Source organism: Roseibium sp. ROS1 (assembly GCF_054658215.1).
On record NZ_BAAGIG010000015.1, the window covers coordinates 1 to 14,185 of the forward strand.

Below are 14,185 nucleotides of genomic sequence, written 5' to 3' on the forward strand. Positions count from 1 at the left end.
CATGTCTCCAGAACACCGGAAAATCAACGGCGCATCAATACCTCCACATCGGTTCAAGAAAAGTTTGCGACAGATCCGTTCTTCAACCCACTTTGCGCCACGTCGCACCGCTGCACGCTAATGGTTTGCAGGCATCGTGAAGCCAATCAGCCGTCTCGCCAATACAATACGGTCCAAGCAGCGCTTCCACCTCGGCATGATATCTGTCCAGCCAGGCTGTCTCCGCTGCAGTCAGCTGAGTCAGAAGAAGCGCGTCCGTTTGGATGGGGATCCAGGTAAGGTTGGCGAATTCCAGGAAGCCGTCATCCGCCTCGACGATCTCGAACAGGTTCTCGATGCGGATGCCGTAGTGTCCGGCCTTGTAGTGCCCGGGCTCGATGGACATGACCATTCCTGTAGCCAGGTCGACCGGATTGTGCGGCTTGCCGATCCGTTGGGGCTGTTCATGCACCGACAGGCGATGGCCGATGCCGTGGCCGGTGCCGTGATCATAATCAAGACCTAGATCCCACAGCGGGCGGCGGCAGATGGCGTCGATGTGATGGCCCTGCGTGCCCTTGGGAAACCGCAGCGTCGCCAGCGCGACCAGCGCCTTGAAGACGGCCGTGTAGGCCTCACTATACCCTTCCGGCAGAGTGCCGAAGGTATGGGATCGGGTCGCATCGGTGGTTCCGGTCTCATATTGCCCGCCGCTGTCCATCAGGTAACAGGCTGAGGGAAGGACCGGTGCCGAGGCCTTCGGATCGGCCGCGTAGTGACACATGGCGGCGTTGCCCCCGGCACAGGAAATCGTGCGGAAGCTTTCCGACAGAAAACCGGGACGCGCCTGGCGGCAGGCAAGGATCTTCTCTTCCGCCTCATATTCGCTGACCGGGTCACCGCTTGCGGCCCGCGCCGGAACGGTCTCCTGAAGCCAGGCGCTGAATTCCACCCAGGCGACCGCATCCTGAAGATGACAGGCTCGGATGCCCTCCAGCTCAGCGGTATTCTTGTGGGCTTTGGCCAGTGTCACCGGACTGCGCCGCGCTACCGGCTCGGCTCTTGCCGCGACAACGGCCTGACTGACCGCGGCCGGTGAAAAATCCGGATCTGCCAGCACCCTCGCGCCGGCAGACACCTTCTCTTTCAGCACGTCGAGAAAAGCCTCCTTCGGATGGACGGTCAGCCAGCCGGGCAGTGCGTCTTCTAGGCCATCCTCGAACTTGGCCGCATTCACGAACCAGTGCCCCTGCCCCTCTCGCTCCAGCAGGAAAAACGACAGCGGCATCGGATTGAAGGCGACATCGTCGCCACGGACATTCAGCAGCCAGGAGATATTGTCCGGCTGGGTATCGACCAGCAGATCAATCCCCTCATTCTCCATGAGTTCGATCAGATCAGCACGTTTGCCGGTCGGCGACAGCCCTGCGAACTGCATCGGAAAGGCGCCGATGAGGCCGGCCGGCTCTGCAGGCTGGTCGTGCCAGACGGCATCGACCGGATTGCCATCGACCGGCGTCAGCCTCGCCCCGGCGCGAGCAATTGCGGTCTCGAACCGGGCCACCCAGGCCGGCGGCAGCAGCATGGCATCATAGCCGATGCTCCAGCCGGGTTCGGCCACCCCGCCGAGCCAGACCTCTGGCGGATTTTCAAGGAGATGATCCCGGTCGATCAGCCCGACCGGACACTGGTTCTGCGCCTGCACCGTATAGCGGCCATCGACGAAGAGCCGAACGCAGTCCGCGGTGACAATGGCGACACCCGCCGAGCCGGTGAAACCGGTGACGAAGGCAAGGCGCATGTCGTGCGGGGAAATATATTCTCCCTGATGCGCATCGAAACGCGGAACGATCAGGGCCTTCAGGCCACGGGAAGACATTTCCGCACGCAGGTCGCTCAGACGGCCGGTTATCGCGGCACGGGTCGTTTCAGGCATTTTCGATCTCTTCGGCATGATGGCAGGCAACTGAGCCGCGGCCTTCAAGGGCGCGCAACACCGGCAAATCCGTGGTACATTTCGGGGTCTTGTGGCGGCAGCGGGCGTGGAAGGGGCAGCCGGGAGGGATGTCCATCGGCGAGGGCAGCTCCCCTTCGAGATGAATTTTCCTGCCCTTGTCGTCAGGATCCAGCGATGGCGCGGCACTGAGCAGTGCCTGGCTGTAGGGATGCATCGGCCTTGCGAACAGGGTTTCGCTGCCGGCGATCTCGACAATCCGGCCGAGATAGATGACGGCGACCCGGTTGGAGACGTGGCGCACCAGGCGCAGATCGTGGGCGACGAAGAGGATTGTCAGACCGAGACGTTCCTGAAGTTCCAGAAGCAGATTGACGATCTGCGCCTGCACGGAGACATCCAGCGCGGAGACAAGTTCGTCGGCGATCAGCACTTCCGGCTCCACGGCAAGCGCCCGGGCAATGGCGATGCGCTGGCGTTGACCGCCGGAAAACTCGTGCGGCAGTTTCTCCAGCGCATCATGGGGCAATTGCACCAGATCCATAAGCTTTGCCAGCCGTCCCGGCACTTCGGCCTCGCCGCACATCTTGTGCACCATCAAGGCCTCTTTCAGTATCTGGCCGGTGGTCATGCGCGGATTGAGCGATGAATATGGGTCCTGGAACATCATCTGGACCCGGCGATTGTAGCTCCGGTCGCTGCGCTCTCCGACCGCAAAAACATCCACGCCGTTAAATCGGATCTCCCCTTCATTCGGCTTGTAGAGCCGCACGATACAGCGTGCGAGGGTCGACTTGCCGCAACCTGACTCGCCTACAACGCCAAGTGTTTCGCCTCGCCGCAATTCAAGTGAAACACCGTTCAGCGCGTTGACATCCCGCGACGGACGGCCCGCGATGAAGTCAAGCACGCCCCGTTTGCCCTTGAAGGTCAGGCTAAGGTCGTGGATATCAAGAACCGTTTCACTCATGCCGCCGCTCCGTCGCGTTTCTCGAACTTGTTGAAACAGGCAAGCGCCCGACCGTTTCCGGTCGGAAGAAGCTCCGGCCGGCCAGCCTCGCAAGTTTCTGTCCGGTTGGGGCATCGCGGTGCGAAGGCACAGCCCACTGGCAGGGCAAGAAGGCTCGGCGGCGTTCCCGGGATGGAGTAGAGCAGCGTCCGGGGCGGGACATCCTGTGGCACGGAGCGCATCAACCCGACCGTATAGGGATGCTGCGGCGTCTTAAGGACGGAGCGCACCGCGCCTTCCTCCACGATCCGCCCGGCATACATCACCGCCACCTGATCGCAGGTCTGGGCGACGACGCCGAGATCGTGGGTCACCAGGATGACCCCCATGTCGAAATCCTTCGCTAGCGTCAGGATCAGGTCGAGGATCTGTGCCTGGATCGTGACGTCGAGAGCCGTGGTCGGCTCGTCCGCCAGAAGCAGCTTCGGCCGCGCGGCGAGCGCAATCGCAATCATCACCCGCTGGCGCATGCCGCCGGAAAACTGGTGCGGATATTCGTTGAGCCGTGAGGAGGCCGCCGGAATACCGACCAGATCCAGCATCTCAATGGCCCGCTTGCGACGCTCGATTGCCGACAACCTTGTGTGAGCCTTCAGGGTCTCGTCGATCTGCAGCCCGACCGTCAGCAGTGGGTTGAGCGAGGTCATCGGTTCCTGGAAGATCATCGCGATCTCTCTACCGCGGGTCTTCCGCAGTTTTGTCTCCGGCAGCTCGATCAGATTGTCACCGTGCCACATGACCTTGCCGGTCGTGCTGCCGTAGCGACGGGTGAGGCCGAGGATCGAGCGTAGCGTCACACTCTTGCCCGATCCGCTTTCGCCGACAAGGCCGAGGACTTCGCCCTTTCCGAGCTTGAAGCCGACGTCGCGAACGGCAGGGATCGACAGGCTACCTGCCTTGAAAGTGGTCGAGAGGCCTTCAACTTCCAGAAGGGGGGGGTGAACAGAGCTTTGGGTCATCCGCGAGGCCTCAACAGATCCGCCAGGCCGTCGCCGATTAGCGAAAAGCCGAGCCCGGTCATGACAATGGCAATGCCCGGCATCAGGCTCAGCCACCAGGCGGTGGTGATGAAATTGCGCCCTTCGGCGATGAGAACACCCCATTCGGCCTGGGGCGGCTGCGCCCCAAGACCGAGATAGCCGAGCGACGAGCCGAGCAGGATGGCAAGCGCCATGTCGGTCATCCAGTAGACGATGATCGGCGTGATCGCGTTCGGTAAGAGGTGCCGGAAGATGATGCGCCGGTCGGAATAACCCATGACGATGCCCGCCGAGGCATAGTCGTTGGCTTTCTGCGAGATCACTTCCGCCCGCATCAACCGGGCGTAATAGACCCAGTTCACCAGCGTGATCGCGATATACATGTTTGTGAGCCCCGGCCCCAGCACCGCGACAATGGCGATCACCAGCACCAGGAAGGGGAAGGTGATGACGGCATCGACGACGCGGCCGAAAATCAGATCCGCCACCCCGCGGTAATAACCGACCAGAGCCCCGACGACGACGCCGATGACAAGGGCGAAGACGGTGGCGAAAAACGCCATGCGCATGTCGACGGAATAGGCCCAGATGACGCGGGAAAATGTATCGCGTCCCAGAAGATCCGTGCCGAAGAGATGTTCCCAGCTTGGCGCCTGGCGCACCGCGACATAGTCGATCTGATTGGGATCGTAGGGCGCAAAGAGCCCGGGAAAGAGCGCAAGGCAGGTGGAAAAGCCGATGATGCCGACACCGGTCATGAAGCCGGGTTTCGACAGGGCCTGTTTCAACAGGTCCGGCTTTTTCAAAGGGGCCGTACCTGGGGCAAGAGAGATATCGCTCATGTGAGGCGCATCCTCGGGTCAAGCCAGCTCTGGAATAGGTCGGTCAAGAGGAAGACCAGCGACACCAGAACCGCGAAGGTCAGCGTCAGGCCCTGGATCAGCGGATAGTCGCGGGCGAAGATCGCCTCCAGCATCGACCGGCCAACACCGGGCACGGCAAAGACCGTTTCCGTGACGAGCGTGCCGCTCATCAGCTGACCAATGGAAAGGCCGAGCAGGGTCACAGTCGAGATCAGGGCATTTTTCAGGACATGCCGGCCGAGGATCAGTCGGTTTGGCAGGCCCTTCGCCCGGGCGAACTGCACATATTCGGCATCCAGCACTTCGATGATGGCAGAGCGCAGGTTCCGCATCAGGATCGCGGAGGTGTAGAGCGCCACGGTCACGGCCGGCAGAAACAGGTGATAAAGCCGGTCCGCGAAGGTCTCGCCATAGCCGCCGACTGGAAAAAGCCGCAGCTGCGCCGCCAGGAACGTCAGCAGGATCAGTCCGATATAGAAGACCGGCATGGAAAGGCCGACCTGGAACACGGCCCGGATGAGGTTGTCCTGCCATTTGCCGCGATTGACCGCTGCCAGAAAGGCGAGCGGTCCGGCGATCAGGATCGACAGCGTCACCGCATAGAGGGTCAGGAAGATCGTTGTTGGCAGCCGAGCCAGGATCACGTCGAGCACCAGCGCGCGCAACAGAATGGACCGCCCGAGATCGCCCTGCAGCGTGTTCTTCAGAAACAGCCAGAACTGGGTCCAGAGCGGGGCGGTCAGGCCGAGCTTCTCGCGGATCGCGGCGATATCGGCGTCGGACGCCTTGTCACCCGCGATCGCGATGGCCGGATCGCCGGGAAGAAGGCGGACAAGAAGAAAAATGATGATCATCACCAGAAGGAAGGTCGGGATCATCAGAACCAGCCGGTTCAGGGTGTATTGCACACCAGCCATATTGTTTTGCCGTCATTTGCCGAGAAGGGTTCGGAAGGCCCGGGTGCCAGTGGGACGGACGTCCGGGCCTTCCGCTCTTGGGAGGAACGCGTGATCGGCAGAACTTCAATCGAACCTGTTTGAAGTTCTGCCGAACGGAGGATGCTCTAGCGTTCCAGCGAAGCCTTTTCGAAGATGTTCGCACCGAGCGGCGTCTGGACGTAACCGGAGACCTTTCCGGACACGGCGACCGCAAACGGCGTCTCGTACATGAACAGGAGCGGAGCTGCGTCCGCGTAGAGTTCCTGCATCTGACGGTACTGGTCAGCGCGCTTTTCCGGATCCATCTCGGTGGAAGAGGCTTCGTAAAGGGCATTGAAGTCGGCATTGTCCCAGCCGGTTCCTACCGCCTTGCGCGTCGGGAAATAACCGAGCCAGCCGGTCACCTGGCTCGGGTCGGCGACGTCATCCACCCAGCCATAGGTGTGGATGTCGAACTCGCCCGAGCGGTTCTTGGCGCCGCGTGTCGGCCCGTCCACCTGTTCAGCGACGAGATTGATGCCGAGCGGCGCCCACATCTGCTGCAGGGCTGCGAAGATGGTGGCGTCGTCCGCGGACCCCGCCAGCGTTGTCAGGGTGATTTCCGTTCCCGGCGCAAGTCCCGCCTCGGCGACCAGCGTCTTGGCTTTCTCGATGTCGAAGCCGTAGAGCGGGTTCATGTCGATCGCCAGCGGTGTGGACGACGACATCAGAGGCGAGGACATAGGCTTGCCGGCACCCTGCAGGACGAGCTGGATCAACGCGTCCTTGTGGGTGGCGTAGTTGAGTGCCTGGCGTACGCGCTTGTCGGCAAGCGGGTTCGGCGAGCCGTCGGCGCGGGTCTCGCGGGTGTTGATCGGCGAATAGATGATCCGGGTCGACGGAAACAGATACATGTTGACCGCGGGATCCGCATCCAGCTCGGCAACGCGCGAGAACGGGATGAACTCGGCGATATCGACCTCGCCTGCCGTCAGCTTGAGAATGCGGGTGGCATCGTCCGGAATGTCCTGGAAATGCACCTTGTCCAGATAGGGCAGCGGCTTGCCGTCCTCACCCATCTTCCAGTAGTGCGGATTGGCGGAGAACGTCATCGACGATCCCTGCTCGAAGCCGCTGAGATAGAACGGGCCGGAACCGACGCCGGGACCACCGGCTGCGAAGAGCGCCGCGGACTTTTCCTGGTCGGTCGCACCCGGAGCGGCCTCAAAGGCCTTTTTGGAGACGACCGCCGAATTGAACGTCGCCAGCATGGGGAGCAGCGCCGGGTCGGGATTGGCAAGCGAGATGGTGATGGTCTTGCCATCTGCCGTCACAGAGGAAATCGCCGAGAAGAGATCCGACCAGGGCCCGAGATCCGGGTTCCTCGCCCGGTCCAGGGAAAACACCACATCCTCACCCGTCAGCGGGCTGCCGTCGGAGAATTTCAGGCCGTCGCGCAGGCCCAGTGTGATCGTCTTGCCGTCGGCGGAGACTTCATGGCTTTCCGCCAGCGCGCCGGTGATCGCACCGCTTTCCGGATCGCTTTCCAGCAGCGTCGAGAACAGGCTGCCCACCATCCAGATATCCGGATTGCGGTCTGCATAGATCGGATCGACAAGCTTCGACCCGTCGTAGCGGGCGAATTCGAGGGTGCCGCCGCGTTCGACCGCGCTTGCGGCCTCATATGTGAATACGCTCAGAGCCGTGCTCATTGCCAGCACGGTGGCAAATGCTGCCGCCTTCATGGTGTGTCCTCCCAGATGCACATGTCATGAGGCTCCGGAGCTTATCCAAACGGAATGCCGCCGCAAGGTATTTTTTAGTGAAACTTCGAGTTTCTGATATTTTTTTAGGGCTGGCCAAAACTCATAAATCGGATTAAACGTCTGTGTTTAATATGAAATTTTAAAAATTACCTCAATCAAATTTCACTAAAAAAAATTTTAGTATAGATAAATTCTCACAACCGGCCGAGGCTGGCTTTCTTTCCCGTCGAAGGCTATAAGGAAACGCCGGTAGGAGGATATCAATGACGTTGAGCGAGCCGACAGCCACACCGCAAGCCGATCAGGACACACCCAATTACGGCCCTGTCATCCGGCAGCGGCGGAAGGCCCTTGGCATGACGCTGGACGATGTCGCCAAGGCCACAAACCTCACCATCGGGTTTCTGTCCCAGGTCGAACGCGGCATTTCCTCGCCGTCGTTGTCCTCGTTCCAGAGGATCGCCGGCGCACTGCAGACGAGCCTGGAACAGCTGATCAAGGTACCCGAGCCTTATACGGAATACGTCTCGAAAGACAATCGCCAAACCTACCTACTTGGTAAGGCCAAACGGCTCTACGAGAAACTCGGGCCCGGCTTTCCCGGCGCACTCACCTACCCCTGCATCATTCACCGTCCGCCCGGCCATGTGTCCGAGCATATGCAGCATGAGGGAGAAGTCTTCTGTTATTTGCTGGAGGGCAGTCTTGAATACCATCTCGGCGACAAGGTCTTTATCATGACCCCTGGTGACAGCATCCACCACGACACGGCTAAGCCGCACTACTCCAGGGTACTTGGAAATGAGCCGTCGGCGGAACTCTGGGTCAGCTCGACACCGATAAACTATTCAAAGAGTTGAATGAATAGTTCTGCAGTTGCGAGATCCTGTCATCGCATTGGGCTCTCGCGTTCTACGAACGTTCGACCTCGACGAGCGACAGCATCCTCAGTTGTCGTGAAAGCAAGGGGTTAAGCTGCTGTCTCACACATCCAGACGCCCGTTCTTAGGTAATGCAGCGAACACTCGCGCAACTTCCGCCTTATGCTCTGCCTGATCGATTACCAGTCTGGGTCGTTGGTTTAGTTCGATCTGCAGGCGCGGAGGTGGCACTTTCGCGTCCCGCAAGGCGCGCTCGATCAAGGTCAGAACTTCGTCTCGGCAATCGACGTCCCGTTCGAACCGCGACAACCAGAACCGAACAGCATAGACGTTACCGTCATTCCCCAATTCTTGTACTCGCACGTCCGGAGCCGGGTCCGTCTGGATCAGGCGTGCATCGCGAAGAGTTCTCAGAATTAGCGTCTTCGCGGCGTCAACGGGAAGTTCATGAGCGATTTTTAGTGACACTTGTGCACGATACTGAGGTTTCGGAGCCGAATAGTTGGTAATGCGCCGTCGCGCGATCTGGCTGTTGGGCAGGATCATGTAGGTCGAATCTTGCGTCAAAACGCGCGTCGTTCGCCAGCCGATCTCGATGACCCGGCCTCGAGCGACTTTTTCGATGTCGATCCAGTCACCGATCCGGTAAGGTGCTTCGATCCCGAGAGCGATACCCGATAGTGTGTCGGCCACAACGTTCCTGATTGCAAAACCCAGCATAGCAAGGATAAGGCTCGATCCAGCCAGCGCACCGAGAAACCCTTGACCCAACAGTAGCGTCGTCGAGGCAATGATTGCAATGACGAACAGAAGAACGGCTACGAGATCCCGGAACAGTCGCGGGTAGGGTCGCTTGTGCCGCCTCCGCTGATCAGCGACCAGGCTGAACAGCCTGCTGCCCAGCCATGCCGCAGCAAGGCAACCGAGCACACCGGCGGCGAGGCCAAGCGAGAACCCAATGCCATGCTCGATTTCCTGGTCGAACGCTACGACAAAGACTGCGGCAACGAGCAGAATAATCGGCCAGATCAAGCGTTGAAATTGGTGGACCACCTTCACGTCAGCAGCCTCGGAGCAGGAGCTGGGATGACTCAAGTGCCCGACATCTCGAGCAGTTCCTAGTGACACTGCGACTGCGGTCTTCACTTACTGTCGATCCGCAGCGGTGACACATAATGCGGCTCACTTTGGTACTGCCCGTGATGGGGTGTTGACAGATGGGGCAGCGATGAGCGCTCGCGCGGGGCAGAGATGTATTGCATGAGGGGCAAGTGGGCAACAAATAGCGGTTCATATGACTTACTCTCGACGGGAACGGGACAGCGGCGAAATAGTGTCAGTCGGCATTCCGGAAGGAGCGTCATGGCCTTGTCAGATCATCGCGCCGCACCTTCCGGACAGACCATGGGGTTTGGATAGCTCCGAAAAATTGCGGATCATGCGGCCTCCAGCTCTTCGGTAGTCCGTGGGGTCCGGCGCGGAGCGCGACCGGCATACGACGTCTCCGACGTTAATACTCCGGCAGCTCGTGCCCATTCGGTAACGCTGATGAGGGTGATCCCGATTGTCATCAGAACACAGTGCGCGGTGAAGCTGAGTGCGAGCCGGCTCGTGACAAAGAGATCCAATTTATATGGCAGTGATCTTTCGTTGGCCTCCCTACGGATGTTTTTCGTAGGCATGGCGGTGCCAGCAAAATCATTCCAACGGGATGCAGATCCGGCACCCGGGTTCTTGGTCAGGCCGTCGTTCGCCTGGGGCGGGAATAATTCGGGGAACAGTTCTTCAAAATCCGCGCTGCAGAGCATCATTTAGCCCCTCTTGTCCATCGATATCCGTATTGCTGAAAAAGGGCGCATTTCCGAGCGCTTACCGGTAACACGCCTCTTCATATGTGAATATGTCGCTACGCCGCCGAATGTACGTGTGCTTCTTCAATGCGTTCTACATCACGAGCAACCGGGTCCATTCCCAAATCGCGATCCGTGAAGCCGTTGACCACGCGCAGGATATCGCAGCGTTCAATACCGATGTCGCGCAACAGATGGTCGTCCATCGCTTGCAGTATCGCGATCATCTTTCGACGCTCCCAGTTGAGGAGGGCTTTCCGAATCCAAAGACGCAGAATTCCGGGTCGGCGATTTCTATCTGCGCCGGGGGAGGTAGCAGTTTGATGGGTGTGAGGGATGCTGTGATTGGATTTGTAGAAGTGCATGATCATCATCCACGAAGAAGGAAGAAACCGAAACCCACGCACCGCGATAGCCCGCCTGTCCACATACAGGCGGTGACTGTTCACTTTTGACGGATGCGTTGATCAGACTGATCTTGAGGAAATCAGAACCCCGAGGCGCGGACAGGCTCTTGGCCCGGTCCCGCCCGGGGTTACCGGCGGTTCAGTGTCTTACCTGCGTTACGCAGGAACCTCCTATGAAGACTGAACTTGATCATGAGTTTCATATTGGCTTTCAGAAAATGGAATTCAAGACTGAGATGCAGCTTGCGGCGTTTTGGCGCTATCGGGTGCCTGATTGGTCGGTTGAAAAATCGTTCCGAAATTAAATCGGTGTTTGTAGCTGTCAGTTACAGTCTTCAAGTAGCCGCTCGACCCAACCTGGATTGACCTGTCGTTACCTTGACCAAGGTCGCTTCAAAGAGTTGTTCATGGCGCGACAACGAGACATGTAATGAACTGCCGTTTCCACTATTTCCAAAATAAATGTTAGATTCCTTTAATAGTAAATATTATTACTTCATATCTAAAAAGACTGAAACGACAAATTGCTATGACTATCTCTACTGACATTCACCGAAATGCAATTTTTTTGGGCCTAAACGCCGAAATTTACCTGGTTTGTCAGAGCTGATGTACGCAAATGTTTGCCATAGTGGTGTCTTATAAAATGCGCTTGGATCGGGACCTGTTTCCAAAGGCGCTTTACTCAACAATCCAAGCCAGCATACCGGTCTAATGACATTTTGTAACAAGCCAGCGCGAATGGAATTGCGATCCGGATGATCGATTTTGTTAACTTCAGGCCCGAACAGGGCTTTCATTAAGTCACTAACCGTGCAGCCAAATTCGCTCTCTTTATCTATGATATCTAAGTACATATCCCACAAGAAAGGGCTAGCTGCTTCAGATTTCCGATGAGGAGAGAAAGCGAACTGATAAAGATAAGTGTACGCAGCGCGTTCAAAAACCTGATCAGGGGCATCAATCATTTCCAAACCACATCTGGTAAGGTGCAATTGATTTCTCTTGCGTCGAAGCAACCTCAGTTTCTGCAGCAAAACCCGCACAACAGTCATCGGTGGCACTTCCGCTTCATTCAACCATCTTCGACATCCGAAAACGTCATTTCTTGTGTATCTAGGCCAATCGAATTCTGGCACCGCCAAACGTAGGAATTTCCGGTTCATTCTTCCTGTTCGGGTAAGTTGGATGCCATTGTGGGCTTTAGCATAGTGCATGGTTAAGAGCATTCCCCGGACCAAGGGTGAATACTCAATTGGGTCGACGTCTTCTTGAGAGTTTATCTTCGGATCCACTGTTAAACTCCGTTCGACAGAAAAATCGTCAACAGCCTGAATTCAAGAGAATTTGAATAAGTTAAAAGTCATAGATACTGTGTACCGGCAAAAGGATAGGAATTAATACTTAACAAAGAAGATAATAGTCATGAAAAGACCAACTGCAGTCACGAAGTGACGGAGTAGATCTGTCCTGACGGTTTGGCGACTTTTTCGCGCGCCTATGAATCCACCAATCGTTGCTGCGATTGCCATGACGAAGGCTTGTTCCCAGGCGATGAGATCTGCGAAAATAAAGGTAAGAACGGAACCGAGTGAGAGTATTGCGGACAAGATATTTTTCAGCCCGTTCATTCCATGGAGGTTCACGTATCCGAGCAAACCAAAAACAGCGAGCAGCATAATTCCAAGGCCACCGTTGAAAAAACCCCCATAGATTGCAACGGCGAGAATCGAGATAAATGAGATTGTTGCGTCGGCAAAGGCGCTTCCATTTCTCCGCGCAAGACTCAGTAAAAACGGCCCTGCTGCAAACAACACAGTAGCCAATAGAAGCAGCCATGGCACAATCCACAGAAAGGCCTCGCTGGGTGTAGCCACTAGAAGAAGGGCTCCGATTACGCCACCGGCTGAGGAAATCGCAATGACGGTGCGTGTGCGCAGGCTGCCTTCGGCCTTTATGTCCTTCCTAAATGCCCATGCGCTACTGATGTAGCCAGGAAGCGCTGTCACGGTTGCCGTTGCATTGGCGCTGACTGGAGGAACACCAACATATATCAAGGCAGGTAGGCTTAGGAAAGTTCCACCGCCAGCAATTGAATTCAAGAGACCCGAAGCAAGGCCCGCGGCAGCTAGCAAGAATATTTCGAACACTTTCTATCCCCATCGGATAAGATCAGACGGGAACAAAGATCGCACTTTTATGAATTGGTCTACAAATTGGTCTGGAATTGGGTTCAAGAATGCCCCGGCGAACCGTTGATATAGTAGTTGCAGAACTTATTGATTATCTGGCGGTTACCGCACCTGATCACGGCGATCGTTTGCTGCCGGAACGAGTCCTGGCTGCCCACTTGCAGTGCAGCAGGGAGACACTTCGAAAATGTTTGCACAGGCTCGAGAAGTCGGGTGAAGTCTGGCGTCATGTCGGTCAAGGTACTTTTCGCGGTTCGCGTCCGCGACACTTGCCAGTTAAAGAAACCATGTTGGTTGAAGGTGCCACCCCACCTGATTTGATGCGCGCCCGGTTGATCCTGGAGCCGCAAGTCGCTGCCGAGGCTGCTCTATGGGCGGACAAATCGGATGTATATAAGCTTCGCGCCTTGGTAGCGGCCGGTCGTGTTGCGACAGATCTAACTGCTTGCGAACTAGCGGATGACGCGTTCCATCAGGCTATTGCAAGAACGTCACGCAACCCCGTACTCGTGGGGTTCTTGAACTATCTGTCCGGAGCGCGGCGCCGCGCCACTTGGCAAAGGCAGTGGGACCGCACTTACCGCCAGGTGGGACGTAATGAGTTTCGGACTTTGCATAGCGACCAACATGATAGGATCGTTGATGCGATCGCCGCAGCGGAACCGGGTTTAGCTTCCGCTGCTATGACGACGCACCTCGATACGATTTTTGCTGCAATGACGTCGACCAGGCTTCAGACTCATAACCAGTAGGGCTTTGGTGCATGAATGAGAATTCAACGATTTCTGCTTATTCGGTTGCGATCGAAACCAACTTGATTGGTCCAGCATGCCCTATAAACATAACGCCAGTCGCCGCCATCACATCGGCAAGTTGAAGTTCAAGGTAAAGAACTGGGCGGAGTATGAGGCGGGCCTTCGCCGCCGCGGTAGTTTGACTCTTTGGATGACGCCGAAAGCTTTGGCGGGCTGGACTGCCCCGCGTCGCAAGACGCGTGGAGGCCAGTCGCTTTACTCTGATCTGGCCATTGAGACGACGTTGATGCTGGGTATGGCATTCGGCCTGCGACTGCGCCAAGGCGAAGGTCTTTTAAGTTCGGTGCTTGCGCTGATGGGACTGGATCTGCCTGTGCCCGATCACACGACACTCAGTCGGCGGGCAAGAACCTGGATGCCAACTGTCGAGCGACGGCTGCGCCAGATGCACCGCTTCACGTTCTGGTCGACAGCACCGGGCTGAAGATTTATGGCACCGGTCAATGGCTGGAAGAAAAGCATGGGACAAAGTCCCGGCGTGGCTGGAGAAAACTGCATCTGGCTGTTGATGCTGACAGTGGCGAGATCATTGCCCATAGCCTGACAGATCAGGAAACCGGCGATACCTCGCA

Annotated in this window: 14 protein-coding genes and 1 pseudogene; 4 read left to right on the forward strand and 11 right to left on the reverse strand. The window is 57.4% G+C overall.

Annotation, left to right across the window (positions count from 1 at the left end; genetic code table 11):
• Positions 1-82 precede the first annotated feature (82 nt).
• From ACYQ6M_RS29970 to ACYQ6M_RS29995, 6 genes are all read right to left on the reverse strand, one after another.
• Positions 83-1,915, reverse strand: coding sequence for an aminopeptidase P family protein (locus tag ACYQ6M_RS29970; protein ID WP_460077581.1), 1,833 nt, complete (start codon positions 1,913-1,915; stop codon positions 83-85).
• Positions 1,908-2,903, reverse strand: coding sequence for an ABC transporter ATP-binding protein (locus tag ACYQ6M_RS29975; RefSeq protein WP_460077583.1), 996 nt, complete (start codon positions 2,901-2,903; stop codon positions 1,908-1,910). Before ACYQ6M_RS29975 ends, ACYQ6M_RS29970 begins: the two co-directional genes overlap by 8 nt.
• The gene (locus ACYQ6M_RS29980) at positions 2,900-3,901 is read right to left on the reverse strand and encodes an ABC transporter ATP-binding protein (protein WP_460077585.1); all 1,002 of its coding nucleotides are present in this window, start codon (positions 3,899-3,901) and stop codon (positions 2,900-2,902) included. The genes ACYQ6M_RS29975 and ACYQ6M_RS29980 overlap by 4 nt, the downstream gene beginning before the upstream one ends.
• Positions 3,898-4,764 (reverse strand): ABC transporter permease, encoded by an 867-nt coding sequence (locus ACYQ6M_RS29985; protein WP_460077587.1) that lies wholly within the window; start codon positions 4,762-4,764, stop codon positions 3,898-3,900. The genes ACYQ6M_RS29980 and ACYQ6M_RS29985 overlap by 4 nt, the downstream gene beginning before the upstream one ends.
• Entirely contained in the window at positions 4,761-5,702 is a 942-nt protein-coding gene (locus ACYQ6M_RS29990; protein ID WP_460077589.1) for an ABC transporter permease, read from the reverse strand. The genes ACYQ6M_RS29985 and ACYQ6M_RS29990 overlap by 4 nt, the downstream gene beginning before the upstream one ends.
• 146 nt (positions 5,703-5,848) lie before the next feature.
• The gene (locus tag ACYQ6M_RS29995; RefSeq protein ID WP_460077591.1) at positions 5,849-7,447 is read right to left on the reverse strand and encodes an ABC transporter substrate-binding protein; all 1,599 of its coding nucleotides are present in this window, start codon (positions 7,445-7,447) and stop codon (positions 5,849-5,851) included.
• 284 nt (positions 7,448-7,731) lie between these two features.
• Here ACYQ6M_RS29995 and ACYQ6M_RS30000 point away from each other — a divergent pair, with 284 nt between their 5' ends.
• Positions 7,732-8,328 (forward strand): helix-turn-helix domain-containing protein, encoded by a 597-nt coding sequence (locus ACYQ6M_RS30000; protein ID WP_460077593.1) that lies wholly within the window; start codon positions 7,732-7,734, stop codon positions 8,326-8,328.
• Between the two features lie 123 nt (positions 8,329-8,451).
• Here ACYQ6M_RS30000 and ACYQ6M_RS30005 read toward each other — a convergent pair whose 3' ends face one another.
• From ACYQ6M_RS30005 to ACYQ6M_RS30015, 3 genes are all read right to left on the reverse strand, one after another.
• Entirely contained in the window at positions 8,452-9,444 is a 993-nt protein-coding gene (locus ACYQ6M_RS30005) for a mechanosensitive ion channel family protein (protein WP_460077595.1), read from the reverse strand.
• 341 nt (positions 9,445-9,785) lie between these two features.
• Positions 9,786-10,160, reverse strand: coding sequence for a hypothetical protein (locus tag ACYQ6M_RS30010; RefSeq protein WP_460077597.1), 375 nt, complete (start codon positions 10,158-10,160; stop codon positions 9,786-9,788).
• 95 nt (positions 10,161-10,255) lie between these two features.
• Positions 10,256-10,573 (reverse strand): DUF1127 domain-containing protein, encoded by a 318-nt coding sequence (locus ACYQ6M_RS30015; protein ID WP_460077607.1) that lies wholly within the window; start codon positions 10,571-10,573, stop codon positions 10,256-10,258.
• Positions 10,574-10,779: 206 nt separating this feature from the next.
• On the opposite strand from ACYQ6M_RS30015, the gene ACYQ6M_RS30020 reads away from it, so the two are divergent.
• Positions 10,780-10,911 (forward strand): hypothetical protein, encoded by a 132-nt coding sequence (locus ACYQ6M_RS30020; RefSeq protein WP_460077599.1) that lies wholly within the window; start codon positions 10,780-10,782, stop codon positions 10,909-10,911.
• Between the two features lie 234 nt (positions 10,912-11,145).
• On the opposite strand, the gene ACYQ6M_RS30025 is transcribed toward ACYQ6M_RS30020, so the two are convergent.
• Together ACYQ6M_RS30025 and ACYQ6M_RS30030 are read right to left on the reverse strand one after the other, a co-directional pair.
• Positions 11,146-11,901 carry a hypothetical protein gene (locus tag ACYQ6M_RS30025; RefSeq protein WP_460077601.1) on the reverse strand — a complete coding sequence of 252 codons (756 nt, stop codon included), beginning with the start codon at positions 11,899-11,901 and terminating at the stop codon, positions 11,146-11,148.
• Positions 11,902-12,003: 102 nt separating this feature from the next.
• Positions 12,004-12,756, reverse strand: a complete 753-nt coding sequence (locus ACYQ6M_RS30030; RefSeq protein ID WP_460077603.1) for a sulfite exporter TauE/SafE family protein — start codon at positions 12,754-12,756, stop codon at positions 12,004-12,006.
• A gap of 89 nt (positions 12,757-12,845) precedes the next feature.
• Between ACYQ6M_RS30030 and ACYQ6M_RS30035 the strand changes: the two genes are divergently transcribed.
• Both ACYQ6M_RS30035 and ACYQ6M_RS30040 read left to right on the forward strand, forming a co-directional pair.
• Positions 12,846-13,550 (forward strand): FadR/GntR family transcriptional regulator, encoded by a 705-nt coding sequence (locus ACYQ6M_RS30035; protein ID WP_460077605.1) that lies wholly within the window; start codon positions 12,846-12,848, stop codon positions 13,548-13,550.
• Positions 13,551-13,626: 76 nt separating this feature from the next.
• Positions 13,627-14,185, forward strand: a pseudogene (locus ACYQ6M_RS30040) (IS5 family transposase); the annotation flags it as partial.

What these genes read in the sequence shown, in the direction of transcription:
- ACYQ6M_RS29975 (WP_460077583.1), bottom strand. Translation starts at nt 2,903, where the DNA reads ATGAGTGAAACGGTTCTTGATATCCACGACCTTAGCCTGACCTTCAAG.
- ACYQ6M_RS29990 (WP_460077589.1), bottom strand. Translation starts at nt 5,702, where the DNA reads ATGGCTGGTGTGCAATACACCCTGAACCGGCTGGTTCTGATGATCCCG.
- ACYQ6M_RS29980 (WP_460077585.1), bottom strand. Translation starts at nt 3,901, where the DNA reads ATGACCCAAAGCTCTGTTCACCCCCCCCTTCTGGAAGTTGAAGGCCTC.
- ACYQ6M_RS29970 (WP_460077581.1), bottom strand. Translation starts at nt 1,915, where the DNA reads ATGCCTGAAACGACCCGTGCCGCGATAACCGGCCGTCTGAGCGACCTG.
- ACYQ6M_RS29995 (WP_460077591.1), bottom strand. Translation starts at nt 7,447, where the DNA reads ATGAAGGCGGCAGCATTTGCCACCGTGCTGGCAATGAGCACGGCTCTG.
- ACYQ6M_RS30000 (WP_460077593.1), top strand. Translation starts at nt 7,732, where the DNA reads ATGACGTTGAGCGAGCCGACAGCCACACCGCAAGCCGATCAGGACACA.
- ACYQ6M_RS30010 (WP_460077597.1), bottom strand. Translation starts at nt 10,160, where the DNA reads ATGATGCTCTGCAGCGCGGATTTTGAAGAACTGTTCCCCGAATTATTC.
- ACYQ6M_RS30015 (WP_460077607.1), bottom strand. Translation starts at nt 10,573, where the DNA reads ATGATGATCATGCACTTCTACAAATCCAATCACAGCATCCCTCACACC.
- ACYQ6M_RS29985 (WP_460077587.1), bottom strand. Translation starts at nt 4,764, where the DNA reads ATGAGCGATATCTCTCTTGCCCCAGGTACGGCCCCTTTGAAAAAGCCG.
- ACYQ6M_RS30035 (WP_460077605.1), top strand. Translation starts at nt 12,846, where the DNA reads ATGCCCCGGCGAACCGTTGATATAGTAGTTGCAGAACTTATTGATTAT.
- ACYQ6M_RS30020 (WP_460077599.1), top strand. Translation starts at nt 10,780, where the DNA reads ATGAAGACTGAACTTGATCATGAGTTTCATATTGGCTTTCAGAAAATG.